Below are 20768 nucleotides of genomic sequence, written 5' to 3'. Positions count from 1 at the left end.
GTCGAATTGTTCAACGATCCTTATGTTGATAAGAACCCCCTGATCGAAGGAGCGATGATGACAGGCTCCACGCGGCAGACCCGGCGGGTGATCCTCGCCAGCCTGATCGGCACCTCTTTGGAGTGGTACGACTTCTTCCTCTACACGACCGCGGCGACGCTGGTCTTCGGCAAGCTGTTCTTTCCCACCTTCGACCCGCTCAACGCGACCCTGCTGGCCCTGACGACCAACGCCGTCGCGTTCGTGGCCAGGCCGCTCGGCGGGATCGTGTTCGGCCACTTCGGCGACCGCGCGGGCCGCAAGACCGTGCTGGTCGTGACGCTGCTGGTGATGGGCGTCTCGACGTTCCTCATCGGCGTGCTGCCCGGCTACGACAGCGTCGGCGCGCTCGCGCCGGTCCTGCTGGCCACACTCAGGTTCGTACAGGGGCTGGGCCTGGGCGGCGAGTGGGGCGGTGCGGTCATCATGTCGCTGGAGCACGGCGACGACCGCCGTCGCGGCTTCAACGCCAGCTGGCCGCAGGTGGGCGTGCCCGCCGGATACGTGCTGGCCACCGGGACGCTGGCGATCCTGTCGTTCACGCTCTCGGACGCGGCGTTCCTGTCATGGGGCTGGCGAGTGCCGTTCCTGCTGTCGGGCGTGCTGGTGCTCGTCGGGCTCTGGGTCCGGCTGAAGGTCACGGAGTCGCCGCTGTTCACGGAACTGGCCCGGCAGGGCGCCAAGGCGAAGATGCCGCTGCTGGAGGTCCTGCGTACGCACCCGCGCGCGCTGCTGTCGGCGTTCACCGCGCGCATCGGCGTGGACGTGGCCTTCTACACCTTCACCGCCTACATCCTGGTCTACATCACCGGCCCGCTGAAGCTGGAGCGCTCGGTGGGGCTGAACGCGGTGCTGATCGGGTCGGCGCTGCAACTGGCGCTGATCCCGCTGTTCGGCGCGCTATCGGACCGGGTCGGCAGGCGGCCCGTCTACTTCGCGGGCGTCATCGGCGCCGCGGTCTGGGTGTTCGTCTTCTTCCCGCTGCTCGACACCAAGTCGTTCCCGCTGATCGCCCTGGCCGCGATCGTCGCGCTCATCACCCACGCGGCGATGTACGGCCCGCAGGCCGCCTTCATCGCCGAGCTGTTCAGCACCAGGCTCCGTTACAGCGGCGCGTCCATGGGGTACCAGGTCGCCGGGATCGTCGGGGGCGCGCTGGCGCCGATCATCGCGCTGAAGCTGTTCGCCGCGTACGGAACCACGACGGCGGTCTCCCTCTACGTGGTGGCCGCGCTGGCCGTCACGGCCGTCGGCCTGGCCATCGCGCCGGAGACCCGCGACCTGGACATCACCGCCGACCCCGCCGCCGACCCCGGCGACATCCCGCAACGAGCCTGAGCCCACCGCCTCCGGCGACGTAGCGCAACGAGCCTGAGCGCGCCGATTCCAGCGCCGTCCCACGACGGGGCCCGAGCGTCCCGCCCTCGGCCGGACACCGTCCACGTGATCGGCCGTACCTCCGCAAGTCTGCCGCGAAAATGCGCGGGCGGTGGCTGCCACCGCCGCCCGCGCGGGAGGTCTCTGTGCGCATCACCCTGTCGGTCATCCTGGTCCTCGCCGCGCTGCTCGCCATCCCCACCGTCATCGGGGCGATCGGCGGTCTGGAGAGCACCGAAGGCGGGGAGATCGCCGTCGTCCGCGACGGCGGCTGGTTCGACGACAACCAGGTACGCCAGGTCATCGACCCGGGCTCCGGCCTGACCTGGACGGGCATGTGGTCCTCCGTCCACCCCTATCCCGCGCAGCAGCGCTTCTACACGATCACCGCCGACGCCAAGCGCGCCACCACGCTCGGCGTGGACGTGGTGACGGTGCCGAGCAGCGACGGCGTGAACCTGGGCATCGAGGGCACCCTGTACTTCACGCTCAACCTCGACCACGACACGCTGAAGAGATTCGACGACAAGTACGGCACGCGCACGTACCGCGCCCAGAACGACGAGTCGCTGGCCGCGTGGGACGGCGACGACGGCTGGTCGGCGTTCTTCGGCCAGGCCGTCCGCCCTGTGGTGGACAATGCGCTGCGCGGGCAACTGGGCAACATGCGCTGCGCCGAACTCGTCCCCTCGTGCTCCCTGCTGGCGAACACCGCGCTCAAGGACCAGGGCGGCGACACCAAGACCCAGGGCAGCAACACGAACATCACCAGGGTCCAGAACGCCGTCAACGCCACCCTGGCCCGGGATCTGCCCGAGGCGCTGGGCGGCGAGTTCTTCACCGGCCTGCGGTTCACCCTGGCCAAGGTGACGCTGCCGGCCGAGGTGCAGCAGGCCGTGGACAGATCGCTGGCCGCCAACGCCGCCGTCTCCGAGGCCCAGGCCCGGGTGGCCCAGGCCAAGGCCGAGTCGGCCGCGAACCAGGCCCGGCAGGAGGGCTACGACAAATGCCCGGCCTGCGCCGAGATCGACAAGCTCAAGTCGCTCCCCCAGGGCATCACCGTCTACGCCCCGGGGAACCCGCAGTCCATCGTGGTCCCGGCCCGCTGAGTGACTCCGGCCTGCTGAGTGACTCCGGCCCACTGAGTGACCCCGACCCGCTGAGTGTTCTCGGCCGGTTGAGTGTTCTCGGCCGGTTGGGAACCGTTCAGGCACTCATGTGCGATAGCTGAGGTGTGAAACGGTTCCACCTCAGCAGGCGCGAGCCCCCGGACGTCGGCTCCGACAGCACGGACGCCGAGTTGATCGCCGCTATCGCCGCGGAGAGCGTCACGGCGCTGCGCCTGCTCCACCGCCGGCACGCCCCCTGGCTCAGAACCCGGCTGGCCCGGCGCTGCGCCGACCCCGACGCGGTGGACGACGCCCTGCAGGACACCTTCCTCGCGGTGTGGAAGTCGGCGGCCCGCTTCGACGGGGGCAACACGGCGGGCTGGCTGTGGACGATCGCGGTGCGCCGCCTCGTCTCGGCCCTGCGCGGCCGCGGCTCCCACCGGTTCGGCCCGCACCGGTTCGGCAGCGGGCCGGTCGAAGGGCGGGCCCTCGATGAGCGAGCCCTCACCGAACGGGCCGTCGAAGAGCACGCCATCGCGTCGGCCGAGGACGTCGCGCTCCTCGGCGTCGAGCACGGGGACCTCGGCGCCGCCCTCAACCGCCTCTCGCCGGAGCTGCGCGCGGTCATCCAGGCGACCGTGCTCGACGGGCTGACCGTCAAGGAGGCGTCCCGGCTGCTCGGCGTCCCGGAAGGAACCATCAAGACCCGGGCGATGCGAGCTCGGGCTCGGCTCAGGGAGGAACTCGCATGAGCTGGCACATCAGCGACGATCTCATGGACGCCTACCTGTCAGGCGGGCTCGATCCCGCCCGGGCGATGTCCGTGGACGCGCACCTCGGCGGCTGCCCGGACTGCCGGGCGGCGGTGCCGTACGAAGAAGACTGGCTGCGGGACTCCTGGCAGCGGCTGGAGGCCGAGGTGCTCAGCCCGCGCCCGTCGCCGATGGAGCGGCTGCTGGGGTTGTGCGGCGTGCCCCAGCACGTGGCCAGGCTGCTGACCGCCACGCCGACGATGAACGGGGCGTGGGTCGCCGCGGTGGTCGCGGCGCTGACGCTCGCGGTGCTCGCGGCCAGAGAGTCGGCCACGTTCCTGCCGCTGTTCCTGGCCGTCGCGCCGATACTGCCGCTGGCCGGGATCGCCCTCGCCTACGGGCCGCGGGTGGATCCGGTGCACGAGTCGCTGGCCGCGACCCCGCTGTCGGGAGCGCGCCTGCTGCTGATCAGGGCCACCGGCACGCTGGCCATGGCCGTGGTGCTGGCCGCGGCGGCGTCGCCGCTGCTGCCCGCCCCCGCGTGGCTGAGCGCCGCGTGGCTGCTGCCGTCGCTCGCTATGACGTCCTGCTGCCTCCTGCTGTCGTCGCGGCTGCCGGTGCCGCTGTCCGCGCTCACGACGGGCGGCCTCTGGCTCCTGGGGGTGGCCGCCGTCGGCGGCGCCACCGGTGACCTGCTCGCCGCCTTCGGGCTCGCCGCGCAGATCGGGTACGGCTGCGCGGCCCTGCTGATGTCCCTACGCCTCTACTCCAAGGTGACCGCCTGATGCTCCACATCCGTGACCTGACCAAGAAGTACGGCCACAAGCAGGTGCTCGACGGGCTGACCCTGTCCGTCGGGCCCGGCGTGACCGGGCTGCTCGGCCCGAACGGCGCGGGCAAGACCACGCTGCTGCGCTGCCTGGCCACCACGCTCTCGTACGACGGCGGCCACGTCGACGCGTTCGGCCTGGACCCGGCGCAGGCGACCCAGCGCACCGCGCTGCGGCGCAGGCTCGGCTACCTGCCGCAGGACCCGGGCCACTACCCGCACTTCACCGCGTTCGACCTGGTCGACTACGTGGCGATACTCAAGGAGCTGACCGACAGGCGGCACCGCCACAGCGAGGTGCGGCGGGTGCTGGCCGAGGTGGACCTCATCGACCAGGCCAGGACGAAGGTCCGCAAACTGTCCGGCGGCATGCGCCAGCGGCTGGCCCTGGCCCAGGCTTTGCTGGGCGAGCCGGAGCTGCTGATCCTGGACGAGCCGACCGTGGGCCTGGACCCGGAGCAGCGGATGCTGTTCAGGGCGCTCGTCTCCCAGCTCGGCGAGAGCCGTACGGTGCTCCTTTCCACCCACCAGACGGAGGACGTCGCGGCGCTCTGCGAACGCGTGGTCACCATGGCCCGCGGCCGCGTCGTCTTCGACGGAACCCCGGGCGGGCTGGCCGCCACCGCGGCCGGGCAGGTGTGGTTGTCGGACCGGCCGCCGACGGAGTCGCGGCTGTTCTGGCGCACCGCCGACGGCCGCTACCGCACCCTCGGCGACCGCCCGCCCGGGGCCGAACCCACCGATCCAGGTGTGGAGGACGGCTATCTGCTGCTGATCGGGGAGGCCGCGTGACCGGCCGGTCGTCCACCGACGACAGCCTCGCCATGACCGAGCGACTGTCCGCCGAGGGGAGCGGCAGTATGACCGGTCAGCTGTTCCGGGTCGAGCTGCGCCGGATGGCCAGGCATCCACTGGTGTGGGGCATGGCCGCGCTGGTCCTGGCCGTACAGCTGCACCTGAGCCGGGACCAGCAGCCGGACCTCACCGTCGATCCGGTCCACGCCACCGGGATCGCCGCCTGCCTGGCCGGGGCGCTGCTCGTGGTGGCGAGCCTGGCCGTGTCCCGCGACGGGCGGCACCGGATGCCGGAGCTTCTCGCGGGTCTGCCGGGGCGGGCCGAGGTGCGTACCAGGGCGGTGCTGTTCGCAGCCGTCGTGGTCGCCGTGGTGGGACAGGCGCTGGTCGTCGGCGGCTATCTGCTGGTACGGGCGCTGAGCGGGCCCGCCGGCGGGCGGCTGGACGTGTTCGAGCCGCTGACCGCGCTCGGCGTCGGCGCGCTGGCCGCCACCCTCGGCGTGGCCGTGGGCCGATGGGTCAGCTGGCTGATCGCGGGGCCGGTGGTCGTGGCCGGGCTGGGGTTGCTCATCTTCTTCAACACCAACCCCGGCACCTGGTGGCTGCCGGTGATGCAGACGCACTGGATGGACTGGCCCGACCGGCCGACCGGCCCCCACCTGGTCTACGTCCTGGCCCTGGCCGTGCTGGCGGGCCTGGCCGCGCTGCTGCGGCACGGGCGCCGGCCGGTAACGCTCGTCGCGGCCGTGGTCGCGCTGGCCGTCGCGGTGCCCGCGGGGGCCAGCGCGGCGGCGGTACGGCCCGTGGCCCTTTTCCCGACCGAAAGAACGCTGAACATTGACGACGTCGACACGCGCGTGCGGGAGAAGTACTTCGGCCGGGACGCCTACCGGTGCGAGCGGCGTGAGGGAGTCCGCTACTGCGCCTTGTCGGACTACGCGTCGTGGATCCCGCTGTGGGCCGGAGTGGTCGCGCCCATCGTCCGCGCCGTGCCACCGGACGCGCGCGTTCGTGTTCCCTTGGTGAAGCAGTACACCTCGAACTGGTGGTACACGAATGAAGATCGGGTCGCCATCGCGCCCATGGCGTGGGGCGCGTCTGACCAGCGCAAGCTGCTGGCGCAGAGCGTCGCGCTCGACATCATCGACGACTTCGACAACGCGTGCGACGCGCGTGGACAGGCCCGCATGGTCGTCGCCCTCTGGCTGATGGGGCAAGCCTCGGCGATCGCTCTCCCTCAGGAAACCCTGAACATGGACGGGCGCACAGCCCTACGCTCCCTCATCGACTACGGGGACAGCGAGATCGGATACGCCAAGCTCCTGCTCCAGTCCTCCGGCGCCCGGGAACGCGTCTGGACCAACTGGGACACGCTCATGCGCCCCGCCACCACCGTCGAGCAGGCGCTTCCGCTGCTCGGACTCCCCCAGCGCTACCCGATCAGCAAGCCGAAAGGGACCCCATGTCGATGATCGCGCAAAGAACCGCGCCCGCTCCTCCACCCGCGCTTGGGGCCGCGCCGACAAGCCCGCCGACGACCTCGCCGGCAACCGTCCCGAAGACGGCGCGGCTCGTTGTGCCGCTCCTGCTCCTGCGGCCGCTCGTCCGGGCCATCGACTGGGCCCCGCTGGCGGTGGTCACGCTCTTCACCGCGGCGCTGGTCACGCTCGCGGACTTCGGGCAGCCGCTCACCAGCGCCATGGGGCTCATCCTGCTGCGGATCGCCGGTACGCTCCTGGGCTCCGCCGCCGCCTTCGCGCTGGTCGACGCCATGTCCGGCGGCCCGGAGCCGGTGCGGCACCGGCTGCGGCAAGCTCAGCGGTGCCTGCTCGCCGGCGGCCTCGCGGTCGCCGTCTGGCTGGGCGCCTTCGCCTACGTACTGTCGAGGCTGCCCGAGGAGACCCTGTTCCCCGTCGGGGACATGCTGATCGAGGTGGGTGTCTGCCTGGGCATCGGGCTGGCGGCCGCGGCGACCGCCGTCCGGTACGCCGCCGGACGGCAGGCCGCCATGGCCGCCGTGGTCGTGCAGCTCGTTCTGGTGCTGGGCACGATCCTGCTGCCGCCGGAGGTCAGGCTGTGGCCGCCGACGTGCGGGTTCGGGCATTGGGACGAGGCGCACCGGTTCTGGCTGTTCGCGTTGCCGGTACCGTACCTGTGGCTGGTGGTGTCAGGCCGTGACCTTCGGTGACTCGTCGGCGCGGGGGCGGCGCCATGAGCCCTTGAAGGCGGCGATCGAGAGCAGGAAGACCACCTGGCCGGCCAGCGCCACCCACAGCCAGGTTCCCCACCCGCCGCCGGCCTTCACCACCGTCGGCGAGATCACCAGCAGGGCCACGATCATGACCCGGACCACCATGCCCCACAGACCCAGTGCCGCGCCCTGGAGCCGGGAGTCGACGTCTTCGGCGTCCTCGGAGAAGTTCGCCATCCAGGGGACATAGGCGACGCCCAGGACCAGGAACAGGATCGCGTAGACCAGAGTGACCGTGCCGACCGTGGCGCCCGTGCCGATGAGGCTGATGAAGTAGGCGAGCGTCGCGACCGTCAGCACGATGCCCACGGCCGTGAACGGCTTGCGCAGCTCCAACCGGTCGGAGATCCGGCCGACCACGATGACGGCCAGCGCGTTGAGCAGGATGCCCAAGGCGACGACGCGGTTGGCCTCAGCGGTCTCCATCCGGAACGAGTCGGCGAGGATCGTCTGACCGAAGATCGCGAAGGTCCAGTAGAGCACCTGCCAGCCGGTGTTGCCGAGCACGTGGGCCCAGAGGTGCGGATGCCGGAACAACTCCTTCACCTTGCCCGGATCGATCTTCTCCTCGGAGACCACCGCCTCTTCCTGCCGCATGATCTGCGCCCGCAGGGCCGCCGACGGCTCGGCGATCTGCCAGATGATGACCCCGCACAGGATCAGCGAGACGCCGCCCATGATGACCGCCTGCGACTGCCAGGCGTTGCCGAACATCGGCAGCGTGAAGCCGGCGATGAACGAGGCGAGGAAGGAGGCGCCGACCGGGCCCCAGGTCCAGAACGCGAACGCCTGCGCACGGCCCAGGCGCGGCGAGAAGTCGCGGACGAGCGAGGCGGTGATCGTGATGCCCGCGCCCTCGATGAACAGCATCAGGCAGCGCACCGCGAACAGCTCGCCGACCGAGTCCACGGTGGCCAGGAGGAAGTTGCAGGCCGCGGTGACGGTCAGCGTGGGCACCAGGATCGTGACCCGGCCCCACCGGTCGGACAGGATGCCACCGAACCCGGCCGACAGCCCGCCCACCAGCACCGAGACGGCGGCGATCTGCCCGTAGACCGTCAGGGACATCTTCAGATCGTCCAGCAGCAACGGCAGGATGGTGGCGATCGTCGTCTCGAAATTGGCCACCAGACTCGCCAGCACGGCTATCGCCAGGAGCCAGACCCGTCGGCGACCGACGGGGTAAACGCTCAACTCGCGGACATAGAACGGCTTCATACCAGTCCTTAGGGGGACGGTGCGTGACTGTCGCTCTAGAACGCGTTTCTAGTTGCTGTTGAGTTTGCCGCTTTATCCAGATAAGTCAAGATTTGCGGCTATCACGATGTGATCTCGGTCACACGGCCAGCGTTGTGATTGAATCGCGGCCATTTCGCAGAACACAGGTCCCTTTATAGGCATAAACTGCGCGCCTGTGAGCCTGCCTGTACGTGAACGTTCCCCCCGGCCGGGCGGCGGTCGACACCGCCGTCCCGTGCCCACGTCCCTGCCGCCGGACGCCCCTGTCCTCGTCCTCGCGGTGCCGGGCAGCACCTCGGGCGTGGCAGAGGAGATCGCGGCCGTGGTACGCGTCGACAACCCTCAGATCGAGGTGCGCCTCACCAGCGTTACCGATCTCGCCGATTCGCTCCCCTCGGGGCGCGAGTCGATCGTGGTGCCGCTGCTGACCTGGGACGATCCGATCGTCCTGGCCGAGATCGGCAAGGCCGTCGCGGCGTCCGGGTCGAACGCGGTCGTGACGGAGGCCCTCGGCCCGCACCCGCTGCTGGCCGAGGCGCTGCACATCAGGCTGGCCGAGCGCGGCCTGGCCAGGGCCGACCGGGTCCGGCTGCTGAACGTCTCCAGCCCCGTCGACGCCATCATCCTCGGCACGGTCGGCGGCGAGCGGGCCGTGCACGCCGTCCAGGCGACCGCGGTGCTGCTCGCCTCGCGGCTCACGCTCCCCGTGGTCGCCGCCTCTCTCGACAGCGATCCGGGGGTGCCGGTGGCGGCCGAACGGCTGCGGGCCGCCGGCGCCACGCGCCTGGCCATCGCTCCCTGCCTGATCGGCCACGAGGCGTCGGCGGAGGTGGTCGAGCAGGCCGCCACGGCGGTCCGCGCGGGTCACTCCGAGCCGCTCGGCGCGCACAGCGCGGTGGCCGAGCTCGTCGCGCGGGCTTACGGAAGCCAGCTCGCGACCTGACAACGCTGTCGACCTGACAACGCTGTCCAGGCCGCCACGGACGAACGAACCGCGGCGGCCTGGACGTACAGCGGCAGCGCGGTCCGCTGCCGACACGTGCTGGGGCCGCGCGACCTGAGCCGCCCGGTGCGGTCGCCCCTCAAGCCTCGGGCTTGACCAGTGCCGCCGTGCTCTCGCGGACGATGAGGTCCGTGGCCAGTTCCACCCGCCGGCTCTCCGGGGCCTCCCCGCGCTTCATCGCCAGGACCGTGCGCGTCGCCAGGGCGGCCATCTCCTGCAGCGGCTGGCGGACCGTGGTGAGCGGGGGCCAGGCCGACTTCGACAGGGGCAGATCGTCGAAGCCGACGACGCTCAGGTCTTCGGGTACGCGCAGGCCGCGCTGGCGGGCCGCCTCGAAGACGCCGAAGGCCATGAGGTCGCTGCCCGCGAAGATCGCCGTCGGCGGGTCGGGCAGGGAGAGCAGGGCATGGCCCTGGTCGTGGCCGGAGTCGACCAAGAAAGTCCCTCGGCGGATCAGCGTGGGGTCCACCTCGACGCCCGCGGTCTCCAGCGCCGCCCGGTAGCCGTCGATGCGCGCCTGGCTGCAGAGCATGTCGCCCGGCCCGCTGATCATGGCGACCCTGCGGTGCCCCAGCTCCAGGAGATGACGGGTGGCCGCCAGGCCGCCGTGCCAGTTGGTGGCGCCCACCGAGACCACGCCCGGCGCCGGCTCGCCCTCCGGATCGACCACCACGAACGGCAGTGAACGGGCGCTCAGCTGCGCCTGGACCCCGGTCGAGAGTTTCGAGGCCACGACGACCACGCCGTCCGTCCGCCGCGAGGCCAGCCGGTCCAGCCAGTCTCTGCCGGGACCCGCGTGGGTGTGCAGGACCGACATGACGACGCTCGCCCCCGCGTCGCGGGCCGCGGACTCGGCGCCGCGGACGATCTCCATCGCCCACGGCGACTCGATCTCGGCGAACACCAGGTCCACCAGCCCCGAGGGCGTGTCGTCCTGGCTGGTGCGCCGCTGGTAGCCGTGCTCGTGCAGCAGCCGTTCGACGCGGTGGCGAGTCTCCGGGGCCACTTCGGGGCGGCCGTTGATGACCTTGGACACCGTGGGGATCGAGACCCCGGCCTCCTCGGCTATCAGGGCGATCGTCACCCGCCTCTTCGCTGGCATGAGCCGGAGTCTAACCGAAACTTTCGGCCCAGAGTCGGGATCGCCTCCACGATGGCTATTGACGCATTACAGACAGGTTACTTATGCTCCGGGCAATGAAATTATCGGGGGTTTAACGAAACTTTCAGCAGCGGAGAAGGGAACCCCTATGAGGCGCAGTCTCGTACTGGTCGCCACGGCCTTACTCCTCGCCGGCTGCGGCGGTGGCGGGACCCCGGAGCCCGCGCGGAGCGGCAAGCCGGCCTCGGCCGCGAAGGTGACGCTCGAGTGGTGGCACTTGTCGACCTCCGAGCCGATGAAGACGATCTGGGCGACCAGGGCCAAGGAGTTCCAGGCCGCGCATCCCAACGTCACCATGAAGCTCACCGTCCTGGAGAACGACGCCTACAAGGCCAAGATCACCACGCTCACGCAGTCGGGCAAGGCGCCCGACCTGTTCGCCACGTGGGGCGGCGGCGTCCTGAAGCAGCAGATCGACGCGGGCCTGGTCAAGGACATCACCACCGACGTCGCTCCCGTCGTGGACGGCTTCACCAAGGCGTCGCTGGCGGCCTACCAGTTCGACGGCAAGACGTACGCGCTGCCGACCGACATCGGGATGGTCGGCTTCTGGTACAACAAGCAGCTCTTCGCCAAGGCGGGCATCACCGCGCCGCCCGCCATGTGGGCGCAGCTCCTGGAAGCCGTCAAGAAGCTGAAGGCGGCGGGGACCACCCCGATCGCGCTGGCCGGCAAGGAGAAGTGGCCCGGCCACTACTACTGGGCCTACCTGGCCATGCGCATCGGTGGGCTGCCCGCCCTGCAGCAGGCCGGAGTGGACCACGACTTCACCAAGCCCGACTTCGTCGCCGCCGGCCAGCAGCTCAAGGCGCTGGTCGACCTGCAGCCGTTCCAGAAGGGCTTCCTCGGGGCCGGCTACGGCACTCCTGACGGCCAGGCCGCGACCATGTCCAACGGCAAGGCCGCGATGGAGCTGATGGGCCAGTGGGCGCCGAGCGTGCAGGCTTCATCGGGCAAGGGACTCGGCGACAACCTGGGCTTCTTCCCCTTCCCCACGGTCGACGGCGGCAAGGGCGCGATCACCGAGGCGTTCGGCGGCGGCGGTGGCATCGCGGTGGGCGCCGACGCGCCCGCGGAGGCGGTGGAGTTCGTGAAGTTCATGACCGAGAAGGGCAATCACACCAAGGCCGTCGAATCCGGCGGGGTGCTTCCCGTGCTGAAGGGCGAGGAGAGCGCGGTCAAGGACGCCAACCTGAAGGTGGTGGCCCAGTCGCTGGCCTCCGCCACCGGCTTCCAGCTCTTCCTCGACCAGGCGTACCCGCCCGCGGTCGGTCAGGAGGTCAACGACAGCGTGGCGCAGCTCATCGCCGGCACCAAGACACCCCAGCAGGTCGTCGAGGCCATCACGGAAGTGGCCAAGAGCGAATGACGACGCTGACCCGGGGACCGGAGGCGCCCGCCCTCCCGGCCCCTGCCTCCCCCTCCCGGGGGCGGCAGCGCGGCTGGGTGACGATCGCGCTGTTCGTGCTGCCCGCGCTGGTGCTGTTCCTGCTGCTCGTCGTGGCGCCGATCCTCATCGCCTTCTACGCCAGCGCCTTCAAGTGGAACGGCTTCGGCGGGCTGCCGACGAACTTCATCGGGCTGGACAACTTCACCCGGCTGTTCGGCACGGACGTCTTCCGGGACGACGTCTGGCACCTGGTGGTCCTCGTCGTCCTGACCGTCGTGGTGCAGCTGCCCATCGCGCTCGGCATCGCCATGCTGCTCAACCAGCGCATCCGCGGGCGGACGCTGTACAGGCTGGTGTTCTTCGCGCCGTACGTGCTCTCCGAAGTGATCACCGGCGTGCTGTTCTCACTGATCCTGTCGCCGGACGCGGGAGTGGCCAACCGGATCCTGGGCCTGGTCGGGCTGAACTCCGACTGGCTCGCCGACCCTGACACGGTGATGCTGTCGCTCTTCCTGGTCATGACGTGGAAGTACTTCGGCTTCCACATGATGATCTACCTGGCCGGGCGGCAGAACATCCCCGACGAGCTGATCGAGGCCGCCCAGATCGACGGCGGCACGCCGTGGCGGGTGTTCTGGCACGTCACGCTGCCGTTGCTGGGGCCGACGATCAGGATCAGCGTGTTCCTGTCGGTCATCTACACGATCCAGCTGTTCGACCTGGTCTGGATCCTCACCCAGGGCGGGCCCTCGCACTCCTCGGAGACGATGGCCGTCACGATGCTGGAGTTCGGCTTCAAGCGGTCCCAGGTCGGCTACGCCAGCGCGATCAGCGTGGTGATGTTCGCCCTCAGCCTCGTCTTCGCCCTCGCCTACCAGCGCTTCGTGATGCGCCGCGATCTCGAGGGCGCGACCACCAGGATGGGAGACCGCCGATGAGACGGCAGACGCTGCCCCTGCACGTGATCGCGTGGATCGTCGGCGCGTTCATCCTCATCCCGGTGATCTACGCGCTGCTCGGCGGCTTCAAGAGCACCGCCCAGCTGTCGGTCAACCCGTTCGGCCTGCCCGACCCGTGGGTCCCGGCGAACTACACCGACGTGCTCACCCAGGGCTCGTTCTGGCGGCAGCTGTGGAACAGCACGTTCATCGCGCTGGCCTCGACTGTGCTCGTCGTCGCGCTGTCGGCGCTGGCCGCCTTCGTCTTCGCCAGGTTCGCCTTCCGCGGCAGGGAGGTGCTGTTCACGCTGTTCACGATGGGGCTGATGTTCCCGTTCGCGGTGGCCATCCTGCCGATCTTCGTGCTGCTGCGTACGTTCGGCCTGCTCGACAGCCCGCTCGGCGTGATCCTGACGCAGGCCGCCTTCGGGCTGCCGCTGACGATCCTCATCCTGCGCGGCTTCTTCAGGAGCATCCCCGGCGAGATCGAGGAGGCGGCCACCATCGACGGCTGCTCGGCCTTCGGCTTCTTCTGGCGCATCCTGCTGCCGATGGCCCGGCCCGCGCTGGCCACCGTCTCCGTCCTGGCGATCGTCGGGAGCTGGAACAACTTCATGCTGCCGCTGGTCGTCTTCAGCGACGAGTCCGGATGGACGCTGCCGCTGGGCATCCAGCAGTTCCAGGGCCAGTACAGCACCGACACCGCCCGGATCCTCGCCTACCTCGTCCTGGCCATGGTGCCCGCGCTCGGGTTCTACGCCATCGCCGAACGCCACCTGATCGGTGGTCTTACCGCTGGTGCCACGAAAGGGTGAACATGCTGCAGGTGTCCGGAAGCCGGCTCGTCACCGCCGATTCCACTCCGGTACGGCTACGCGGGGTGGGACTCGGGGGCTGGCTGAACATGGAGAACTTCATCACCGGCTACCCCGCCAACGAGACGGCGATGCGCGAGGCCGTACAGGCGGTGCTGGGCGAGGATCGGGCGGAGCTGTTCTTCGAGCGGCTGCTGACCTCGTTCTTCACCGAACAGGACGCGGCGCTGCTGGCCGGGCTGGGGGTGAACTGCGTGCGCATCCCGGTCAACTACCGCCATCTCGAGTCCGACCAGCGGCCCTTCGAGGTCATCGAGCGCGGCTTCCGCCACCTCGACCGGGTGGTTGACCTGCTCGGCTCGTACGGCGTGTACAGCGTCATCGGCCTGCACGCCCTGCCCGGCGCGCAGAACCAGCACTGGCACTCCGACAATCCCACCCATGTCGCCGCGTTCTGGAACCATCGCCACTTCCAGGACCGGGCCATCCACCTGTGGGAGGCCATCGCCGACCGCTACCGCGAGCATCCGTGGGTGGCCGGGTACAACCCGGTCAACGAGCCCGGCGACCCGAGCGGCAAGGTGATCGGGCCGTTCTACGACCGGCTGGTCAAGGCGCTGCGCGCCGCCGATCCGCGGCACGTGCTGTTCCTTGACGGCAACACCTACGCCACGGACTTCTCGATCTTCCGCGAGGTGTACGGGAACACGGTCTTCGTCTGCCACGACTACGCCCTGGCCGGGTTCGCGCACGGCGGGCCGTACCCCGGCTACACCCGCGGCGAATGGTGCGACCGGCGCGAGCTGGAGCGGACCTTCCAGAAGCGGTCCCGGTTCCAGCGCGCGACGGGGACGCCGCTGTGGGTGGGTGAGTTCGGGCCCGTCTACACCGGCCAACCCGAGATCGACGAGCAGCGCTACCAGATCCTGCGCGACCAGCTCGACATCTACGACGAGCACGGGGCCGGCTGGTCGCTGTGGACGTACAAGGATGTCGGGCTGCAGGGGCTGGTCCACGCGGCGGGGCCGTACCTCGACAGGTTCGGGGCGTTCATCGGCAAGAAGCGGCGGCTCGGCGCGGACCGGTGGGGCTCCACCATGGAGGAGTCGGCCGACGTCCTGGCGCCGCTGCACACGCTGCTCGACGCCGAAACGCCCGGCTGGGCTCCCTATCCGTGGGGGGCGCGTTACCAGGCCGACGACCTGATCCGGCACATCCTCATCGCGCAGGCGATGCTGCCCGAGTACGCCGAGCTGTTCAGGGGGTTGTCCGACGACGAGGTGGTGGAGCTGGCCGACTCCTTCGCGCTGGAGCGGTGCGTACGACGGCAGCCGCTGCTCGACCTGCTGGCCGCGAACCTGGGCAAGTAACTGCCGGGGCGGTCTTCGGGCGCGATGCTCCGGCGCCGCTGCTGTCTTCTTCTGGCGACACGGCTGTGGCGTCACGCGGGATTGTCGGTGGCGCACCCTACGATGAGGCTCCTCACGGAGGGATACCCACATGCTGGACTCGCTGATCGTGCCCCTGTTCGTCACCACGGACCTGCCGCCGCAGGCGGACCTGGCCGAGTTCGGGGAGCTGCTGGCAGAGACGGCACGGACGCTGGACCATGACGACGTGAGCTACGCCGCGTTCCTGGCGGGCAAGGTGTTCTGGCTCGACCGCCCGGTGCTGCCCCGGCAGCGGCCCGCGGCCGAGGGCGAGCCCAGGTTCGCGGCGCTGCTCGGCTACCTGGCCGTCTCCGGCACCGGGCACACCTCGCGTGACGTGGTGGCCGACGCGCGCCGGGCGATCGACGCCGCCGTCACCTCCCGCTACGGCGACGTGGGGGCGGCGCCCGCCGTGTTCGCGATCCGCGACCGCGACGTGCGGGAGCGCACCCCCGAGACGGCCGTCTACGTCGGCACCCGCGACGCCGCCGCCGACCTGGTCACGGTCACCCGCCCCTACCTCTGACCCCCTCCGACGGCATCAGAGGTAGGGGCTCTGGAGCGTCAGCGCGGGGTCAGTTCGACGAACGACACGCCCGGCATCGGCAGGTTGAAGTCCACCGTCACCGCACCGCCCTCCGCCGTGACCACGGCCGCCGGGGTCAGCTCGTCCAGGGTGTTGTCCGAGCGCAACTTGTCCCACTGGTGCTCTTGGGGCCAGTCGCCATCGCCCATCGCCCGCCAGACCGCCCCGATGTTGGAGTGCCACTCGTCGATGCGGTGGTGGGTGAGCGTGTAGTCCCCGTCGAGACCCGCGACCGTCAAGGAGACCGCGCGCGACAGCTCCGGAGCCCCGTCGGCCTGCGCCTGGTTGAGCGTGCCGTTCCAGGCCAGCACCCCGACGCGCCCGTCCGCGTGCCGCGCCGCCCAGACCTCGACCCCACCGGCGTCACCTTCGACCACGGTCGCCAGCTCGGCGTCGCCCAGGCGGGTGGCCAGCGTGAGCGCGTGGAAGCGGGGTTTGCGCAGGTTGCCGACCGTCAGCAGGCCGAAACCGCCGTGGAAGAGCCGTGGCGGCCGCCCCAGCTCCTCGAAGTGGTCCGAGGCAACCCAGTGCGACACGGCGGCCAGCCGGCCGGCCGCCGACTTCATGCCGTGCAGCAGGAACGTGGCCCCGAACGGCCCGTCCCCGATGCCGTGGAAGTGGGTCGGGGTGGGGCCCCACTCGGTCCACCAGACGGGGGTGTCCGGCATGCCGTACCTGGCCAGGGTGGGGCGCCAGTCGAGCGGGGCGTTGCCGTAGGTGTGGGTGGAGATGAAGTCGAGCTCCGCGCCCGATTCGGCGACGTGCGCGAGCAGCTCCTCCACCCAGCCGTTGGCCGCCGAGGCGGGCCCGCCGACCCGCAGCGACGGGTGCACGTTCTTCACAGCGGCGGCGCTGACGTCGTAGAGCAGGAAGTACTCCTCGGGCGTGCCCGTCCAGAAGACGGCGAGGTTGGCCTCGTTCCACACCTCGAAGGCCCAGTTCTCGATGAGCTCCTGGATCCCGTACCTGTCGACCAGGTGCTCGACTAATGCTCTGACCAGGTCGCTCCACGCCTCGAAGTCCTTGGGCGGGGAGACGATCGCCTCGTAGCCGAACACCGTCTTGGACGGGTCGGCGGCCAGGTCGCGCGGCATGTAGCCAAGCTCGACGATCGGCCGCAGGCCGAGCGCCATGATCGTGTCGTAGACCTCGTCGACCTTGCCGAAGTCGTAGACCGCCTGGCCGTCGACCTCCTTGTAGACCCCGAGGTCGTCGCCGAAGATGGCGTGGGCGCGGACCGTCTCGACCCCGAACTCCTCGCGCACGACGCGCAGCGCCTCGGTGAGCTCCGCGCCGATGGGCCGGCCGCCTGTCTCGTCCTTGCTCAGCAGGTACGACAGGTGCTCGGAGCCGATCATGTACCGCCACGGCCGGGGCAGGTCACGGGCCACGGCGGCGGCGTCGACCCGCACGCTGACCGCCGCCGGACCGCCCGCCAGCGGAGCCGCCGGGACCGCCGCCGAGACGGGCCCGACGGTCTCCATGGAGGCGACGGCCGAGACCGTGTACGACGCCGCGCCGTGTCCCGTGTCGACATAGCGGCAGGCGGGCACGGCGGCCACGTCCACGTCGGGCTGCGACACCGCGACGCCGTCCCTGTGCACCAGGTAGCCGATCGCCTCCGGCACGGGTTCCCACGTCAGCGTCACATGGCCCACGCCGGGGACGGCCCGCAGCCCGGCCGGCGCCGGAAGGCTCAGCTCGGCGGCCGGAACCGCCTGCCCCGACGCCTGGTGGATGCGTTCTCGCCAGTCACGGTGCGCGGCATCAGCCGTACTCATCTGGGATTCCCCGATCTGTTGGAGGGTTCAGTTGGTGGGAGGGACCCCCTGAACGGCCCACTCCTCGATTTCCATCACCGGCCGGAGTTTCGCCTCGACGCCCGCGCCACCGAAGTAACGGTGCAGGTCGCCGCCGGTGAGCACGTTGCCCAGGGCGGCCATGACCATGCCCTGGTCGAGCGCGAGGTACCACTTCGACACGGCGCCCGAGCGGACCGCGACGGAGTCGTAGAAACCGCCGGGCCCGTAGGCGTCGAAGTTCTTGCGGATCTTGGCCAGGTTATCCATCGCCTGGGCCCGTGCGTACGGCAGAGCCAGGAAACTGGCGTGCGGGGTCACGACTCCCTCGCCGTAGGCGGTGGGTTCCGGCTGGGCCGGGCGGCAGCCCTCGTACCCGGGATCGGTGCTGGTGCGCTCCTCGTCGGAGGTGTAGCCGGGGGTGTCCATGCCGAGCGGGTCCACGCCGTACTCGCGGTAGCCGCCGCGCGGGTCGTTGGACGGCGAGAAGCCCCAGTAGCCGTACTTCGCCTCGTTCAGGCCGTGCTCGATCTGCGCCTTGACGAACACCGGGTGGTTGCGGCCCCAGCTCCGGGGTGCCCACTTCGCCTCGGGCACGACCAGGTCCGGCATCAGCGCCTCGAACATCGAACCGCCCCAGTTCGGGACGAACCTCATGCCGCGGTAGCCGTATGTGCCCTCCCAGACGTTGACGCCCAGGTACGTCTTCCACGCGCCGACCGGCTTCTGGTCCTGCCAGCCGAAGTCGCAGCCGTTGTCGGGGAAGGTCCGGTAGGGGCCGAAGTAGCTCTGGGGCGGGATCTGGCCGAGCGCGATGCCCACGTACTGGCCGATGCGGGTCTCGGCGGGCGCGCCATAGTGGTGGCAGGTGGACCAGACCTTGGTGCCGGTGCCCGCGTAGTCGCTCTCGACCGAGCAGCCCTCCGGCTTCTGCGGCCAGAAGCCGCCGCGCAGCAGCCCGGTGCCCGCGTCGGGGCGGGCGGCCGGGTCGTAGTACGACCTGAAGTTCATGGACGTGACCAGCTTCGAGGCCCGTGCGGAGTAGCGGGGCACGGCGTTGCGGACCATCATCAGGGCCGTGGCCAGCCAGCCGTTGTCCACGCTGGAGGCGAACAGCGACACGGGGTCGCCGTTGTCGGGCCAGGTGTGGACGAGCTGGAGGGTCGCCGGGTCGTACCAGTTGTAGTACTGGCCGGTCGGGGTGTCGCGGTCCATCCGCTCCAGCGCGTCGAGCACCTTGCCGACGCGGGCCGTGGCCTCGCCGGAGGCGATGACGCGCAGGTCGCGGGCGACGAGCGTGCTCCACAGATAGGTGCCGATGTTGGTGGGCGAGGTGACCTTGGCCCTGGTCTTCAGGTCGCCGGTGACCTTGTCGGACGGGATGCCGGTGGCGGGGTCGACCATGGCGGCCATCGACCGCCACGTGTCCTTTGCGTACTGAAATAACGTGCTATTTCCCGATGAAGCGCTGGCCGGGCTGGGCACAGCGGCGGCGGCCAGCACCAGCAGGCCGGCGATCACGGCGGTCTTGCGCATGGGGGTGCTCCTCAACTCGAGCTACTTGAGTCCGGACGTGGCGATGCCCTGGATGAAGAAGCGCTGCAGGAAGACGAACAGGACGAGGATCGGCGCGACCACGATCATCGCCCCGGCGATGAGCAGGTTGTAGTGACTGCCTTCGTGGCTGTTGAGGATGTTCAGGGCCACGGGCAGCGTGTAGACGTCCTCCGACTGCGCCACCACGGCTGGCCAGAGGAAGTTGTTCCATGATCCGAGAAAGGTGATCAGGCCCAGCGTGGCCATCGCGGGCTTGCAGAGCGGCAGCACGATCCTGAAGAAGATCCGGAACTCCCCCGCCCCGTCCACCCGCGCCGCGTGGATGAGCTCGTCGGGCAGTTCCGCGATGAACTGCCGCATCATGAACACACCCAGCGGCGTGATCAGCCCCGGCAGGATGATGCCGAGGAAGGTGTTGACCATGCCGAGCCTCGCGATCAGCACGAACTGCGGGATCATCAGCACGATCGCCGGCACCGCCATCTGCACCAGCACCAGCCCGAAGACGGCGTCCCTGCCACGGAAGCGCATCTTGGCGAACCCGTAGCCGACCATCGAGGAGAAGAGCAGGTTGCCGGCCACGATGACCAGCGCGACGAACACGCTGTTCGCGAACGCCTGCCCGATGTGCACCCGTTGCAGTAGTTCGGAGTAGTTGTCCAGCGTGAACGTCTCGGGCCAGAACGTCGGCGGGTCGCGCCGGATCTCCGGCTCCGGCTTGAGCGAGCTGAGCCCCGCCCACAAGAACGGCCCGACGACCAGCAGCAGCCCGACACTCAGGCCGAGGTAGGTGATCAGGTTCTGCCTGCGGGTCCGCCTCACCGCGCCCTCCCGATCCTGAGCTGAAGTACGGCCAGCGCGATGATCACCGTGAACAGCACGGTCGCGGCGGCCCCCGCGTAGCCGTAGTTGCCCACGCCGAACTGCTTGAAGATGGCCAGCGAGGCCGACAGCGTGGAGTTCAGCGGCCCGCCGCCGGTCATGATCAGCGGTTCCTCCAGGAACTGCAGGAACCCGGTCGAGCTGTAGACGGTGCAGAACAGGATCACCGGCCGCAGCTGCGGCAGCGTGACCGACCTGAACCGCTTCCACGGCCCGGCCCCGTCCACCTCCGCCGCCTCGTACAGCTCCCGGGGGATCCCCTGCAGCGCCGCGAGGAGGACCACCATGTCGAACCCGAAGCTCCGCCAGGCCGTCATCACGATGATCGACGGCAGCGCGGTGGCCTGATCCTGCAGCCAGGCGGCCCCCGGGAGGCCGACCAGCCCCAGCAGCCGGTTGACCAGTCCCGCCTCCGGCTCCAGCAGGAACTTCCACGCGACCGCGACGCCGATGATGCTGGTGATGTGCGGCAGGTAGTAGCCGAGCCGGAAGAAGGCGGCGGGCAGCCGGGCGATGCCGGAGTTCAGCGCCACGGCGGCGGCCAGGCCGAGCCCGATGGTCAGTGGCAGCCCGGTGACCACGAAGATCGCGGTGTTCAGCGCCGCCTTGCGCATCGCCTCGTCGCCGGCCAGCCTGATGTAGTTCTCGACGCCGACCGGGTCGACGGCCAGCGGGTCGGTGACGTCCGTACTGCGCATGTCGGTGAAGCTCATGCCCAGCCCGGCCAGCAGCGGCCCGAGGTAGAACACCACGAACATGAGCACGAACGGCAGCACGAACACCCAGCCGAGCCCGCCCCTGCGAAGCGGCGTCAT

At 70.1% G+C, this 20768-nt stretch carries 19 protein-coding genes; 13 read left to right on the top strand and 6 right to left on the bottom strand.

The genetic code is table 11. The features are described 5' to 3' along the window. Positions 1-54 precede the first annotated feature (54 nt). From ACGFJ2_RS04340 to ACGFJ2_RS04310, 7 genes are all read left to right on the top strand, one after another. Complete coding sequence (locus tag ACGFJ2_RS04340; RefSeq protein ID WP_393464514.1) at positions 55-1377, top strand: MFS transporter; 1323 nt, start codon at positions 55-57, stop codon at positions 1375-1377. 185 nt (positions 1378-1562) lie between these two features. Then, positions 1563-2525, top strand: coding sequence for an SPFH domain-containing protein (locus ACGFJ2_RS04335; RefSeq protein ID WP_357951530.1), 963 nt, complete (start codon positions 1563-1565; stop codon positions 2523-2525). A 125-nt stretch (positions 2526-2650) separates the two neighbouring features. Then, positions 2651-3277 carry an RNA polymerase sigma factor gene (locus tag ACGFJ2_RS04330; RefSeq protein WP_393464510.1) on the top strand — a complete coding sequence of 209 codons (627 nt, stop codon included), beginning with the start codon at positions 2651-2653 and terminating at the stop codon, positions 3275-3277. Then, positions 3274-4062, top strand: coding sequence for a zf-HC2 domain-containing protein (locus ACGFJ2_RS04325; RefSeq protein ID WP_393464507.1), 789 nt, complete (start codon positions 3274-3276; stop codon positions 4060-4062). Before ACGFJ2_RS04330 ends, ACGFJ2_RS04325 begins: the two co-directional genes overlap by 4 nt. Next, the gene (locus ACGFJ2_RS04320; RefSeq protein WP_393464504.1) at positions 4062-4898 is read left to right on the top strand and encodes an ATP-binding cassette domain-containing protein; all 837 of its coding nucleotides are present in this window, start codon (positions 4062-4064) and stop codon (positions 4896-4898) included. Before ACGFJ2_RS04325 ends, ACGFJ2_RS04320 begins: the two co-directional genes overlap by 1 nt. After that, the gene (locus ACGFJ2_RS04315; protein ID WP_393464501.1) at positions 4895-6373 is read left to right on the top strand and encodes a hypothetical protein; all 1479 of its coding nucleotides are present in this window, start codon (positions 4895-4897) and stop codon (positions 6371-6373) included. Before ACGFJ2_RS04320 ends, ACGFJ2_RS04315 begins: the two co-directional genes overlap by 4 nt. Before the next feature lie 104 nt (positions 6374-6477). After that, complete coding sequence (locus ACGFJ2_RS04310) at positions 6478-7089, top strand: hypothetical protein (RefSeq protein WP_393464498.1); 612 nt, start codon at positions 6478-6480, stop codon at positions 7087-7089. Here the strand turns inward: ACGFJ2_RS04310 and ACGFJ2_RS04305 are convergent. After that, positions 7069-8370: an MFS transporter gene (locus tag ACGFJ2_RS04305; protein ID WP_393464495.1), complete on the bottom strand. Its 1302-nt coding sequence runs from the start codon at positions 8368-8370 to the stop codon at positions 7069-7071. The two genes, ACGFJ2_RS04310 and ACGFJ2_RS04305, sit on opposite strands and share 21 nt — an antisense overlap. A 256-nt stretch (positions 8371-8626) precedes the next feature. Between ACGFJ2_RS04305 and ACGFJ2_RS04300 the strand changes: the two genes are divergently transcribed. Beyond that, complete coding sequence (locus ACGFJ2_RS04300; RefSeq protein WP_393464492.1) at positions 8627-9334, top strand: sirohydrochlorin chelatase; 708 nt, start codon at positions 8627-8629, stop codon at positions 9332-9334. A 139-nt stretch (positions 9335-9473) separates the two neighbouring features. On the opposite strand, the gene ACGFJ2_RS04295 is transcribed toward ACGFJ2_RS04300, so the two are convergent. Then, positions 9474-10496 (bottom strand): LacI family DNA-binding transcriptional regulator, encoded by a 1023-nt coding sequence (locus tag ACGFJ2_RS04295; protein ID WP_358182746.1) that lies wholly within the window; start codon positions 10494-10496, stop codon positions 9474-9476. Positions 10497-10644: 148 nt separating this feature from the next. Between ACGFJ2_RS04295 and ACGFJ2_RS04290 the strand changes: the two genes are divergently transcribed. The 5 genes from ACGFJ2_RS04290 to ACGFJ2_RS04270 all read left to right on the top strand — a co-directional run bounded on the left by ACGFJ2_RS04290 (position 10645) and on the right by ACGFJ2_RS04270 (position 15655). Then, positions 10645-11925: an extracellular solute-binding protein gene (locus tag ACGFJ2_RS04290; RefSeq protein WP_393464489.1), complete on the top strand. Its 1281-nt coding sequence runs from the start codon at positions 10645-10647 to the stop codon at positions 11923-11925. Continuing rightward, entirely contained in the window at positions 11922-12884 is a 963-nt protein-coding gene (locus ACGFJ2_RS04285; protein WP_357951514.1) for a sugar ABC transporter permease, read from the top strand. Before ACGFJ2_RS04290 ends, ACGFJ2_RS04285 begins: the two co-directional genes overlap by 4 nt. Beyond that, positions 12881-13699, top strand: coding sequence for a carbohydrate ABC transporter permease (locus tag ACGFJ2_RS04280; protein WP_357951513.1), 819 nt, complete (start codon positions 12881-12883; stop codon positions 13697-13699). Before ACGFJ2_RS04285 ends, ACGFJ2_RS04280 begins: the two co-directional genes overlap by 4 nt. Positions 13700-13701: 2 nt before the next feature. Continuing rightward, positions 13702-15069, top strand: a complete 1368-nt coding sequence (locus ACGFJ2_RS04275) for a glycoside hydrolase family 5 protein (protein WP_393464485.1) — start codon at positions 13702-13704, stop codon at positions 15067-15069. Between the two features lie 130 nt (positions 15070-15199). Beyond that, positions 15200-15655: a hypothetical protein gene (locus ACGFJ2_RS04270; protein ID WP_357951510.1), complete on the top strand. Its 456-nt coding sequence runs from the start codon at positions 15200-15202 to the stop codon at positions 15653-15655. A gap of 38 nt (positions 15656-15693) precedes the next feature. Here ACGFJ2_RS04270 and ACGFJ2_RS04265 read toward each other — a convergent pair whose 3' ends face one another. The 4 genes from ACGFJ2_RS04265 to ACGFJ2_RS04250 are packed head-to-tail and all read right to left on the bottom strand — an operon-like array spanning position 15694 to position 20768. Next, on the bottom strand, positions 15694-17496 hold the full coding sequence (locus ACGFJ2_RS04265) for a hypothetical protein (protein WP_393464482.1): 1803 nt from the start codon (positions 17494-17496) through the stop codon (positions 15694-15696). A 27-nt stretch (positions 17497-17523) separates the two neighbouring features. Then, positions 17524-19050 carry a glucoamylase family protein gene (locus ACGFJ2_RS04260; RefSeq protein WP_393464479.1) on the bottom strand — a complete coding sequence of 509 codons (1527 nt, stop codon included), beginning with the start codon at positions 19048-19050 and terminating at the stop codon, positions 17524-17526. Between the two features lie 21 nt (positions 19051-19071). Beyond that, positions 19072-19893 (bottom strand): carbohydrate ABC transporter permease, encoded by an 822-nt coding sequence (locus ACGFJ2_RS04255; protein WP_357951504.1) that lies wholly within the window; start codon positions 19891-19893, stop codon positions 19072-19074. Then, entirely contained in the window at positions 19890-20768 is an 879-nt protein-coding gene (locus ACGFJ2_RS04250) for a carbohydrate ABC transporter permease (RefSeq protein WP_393464475.1), read from the bottom strand. The genes ACGFJ2_RS04255 and ACGFJ2_RS04250 overlap by 4 nt, the downstream gene beginning before the upstream one ends.

Origin of the sequence: Nonomuraea sp. NPDC049028 (assembly GCF_043197735.1) — a bacterium.
Taxonomy (GTDB): Bacteria; Actinomycetota; Actinomycetes; order Streptosporangiales; family Streptosporangiaceae; genus Nonomuraea.
The sequence above is the reverse complement of the archived record's forward strand: the minus strand, read 5'-3'. Positions and strand labels throughout refer to the sequence as shown.

Excerpts from the sequence above, each read along its gene's own strand:
- ACGFJ2_RS04340 (WP_393464514.1), top strand. The coding sequence starts at position 55 with ATGATGACAGGCTCCACGCGGCAGACCCGGCGGGTGATCCTCGCCAGC.
- ACGFJ2_RS04325 (WP_393464507.1), top strand. The coding sequence starts at position 3,274 with ATGAGCTGGCACATCAGCGACGATCTCATGGACGCCTACCTGTCAGGC.
- ACGFJ2_RS04320 (WP_393464504.1), top strand. The coding sequence starts at position 4,062 with ATGCTCCACATCCGTGACCTGACCAAGAAGTACGGCCACAAGCAGGTG.
- ACGFJ2_RS04305 (WP_393464495.1), bottom strand. The coding sequence starts at position 8,370 with ATGAAGCCGTTCTATGTCCGCGAGTTGAGCGTTTACCCCGTCGGTCGC.
- ACGFJ2_RS04295 (WP_358182746.1), bottom strand. The coding sequence starts at position 10,496 with ATGCCAGCGAAGAGGCGGGTGACGATCGCCCTGATAGCCGAGGAGGCC.
- ACGFJ2_RS04290 (WP_393464489.1), top strand. The coding sequence starts at position 10,645 with ATGAGGCGCAGTCTCGTACTGGTCGCCACGGCCTTACTCCTCGCCGGC.
- ACGFJ2_RS04285 (WP_357951514.1), top strand. The coding sequence starts at position 11,922 with ATGACGACGCTGACCCGGGGACCGGAGGCGCCCGCCCTCCCGGCCCCT.
- ACGFJ2_RS04280 (WP_357951513.1), top strand. The coding sequence starts at position 12,881 with ATGAGACGGCAGACGCTGCCCCTGCACGTGATCGCGTGGATCGTCGGC.
- ACGFJ2_RS04275 (WP_393464485.1), top strand. The coding sequence starts at position 13,702 with ATGCTGCAGGTGTCCGGAAGCCGGCTCGTCACCGCCGATTCCACTCCG.
- ACGFJ2_RS04270 (WP_357951510.1), top strand. The coding sequence starts at position 15,200 with ATGCTGGACTCGCTGATCGTGCCCCTGTTCGTCACCACGGACCTGCCG.
- ACGFJ2_RS04265 (WP_393464482.1), bottom strand. The coding sequence starts at position 17,496 with ATGAGTACGGCTGATGCCGCGCACCGTGACTGGCGAGAACGCATCCAC.
- ACGFJ2_RS04260 (WP_393464479.1), bottom strand. The coding sequence starts at position 19,050 with ATGCGCAAGACCGCCGTGATCGCCGGCCTGCTGGTGCTGGCCGCCGCC.
- ACGFJ2_RS04250 (WP_393464475.1), bottom strand. The coding sequence starts at position 20,768 with ATGACGCCGCTTCGCAGGGGCGGGCTCGGCTGGGTGTTCGTGCTGCCG.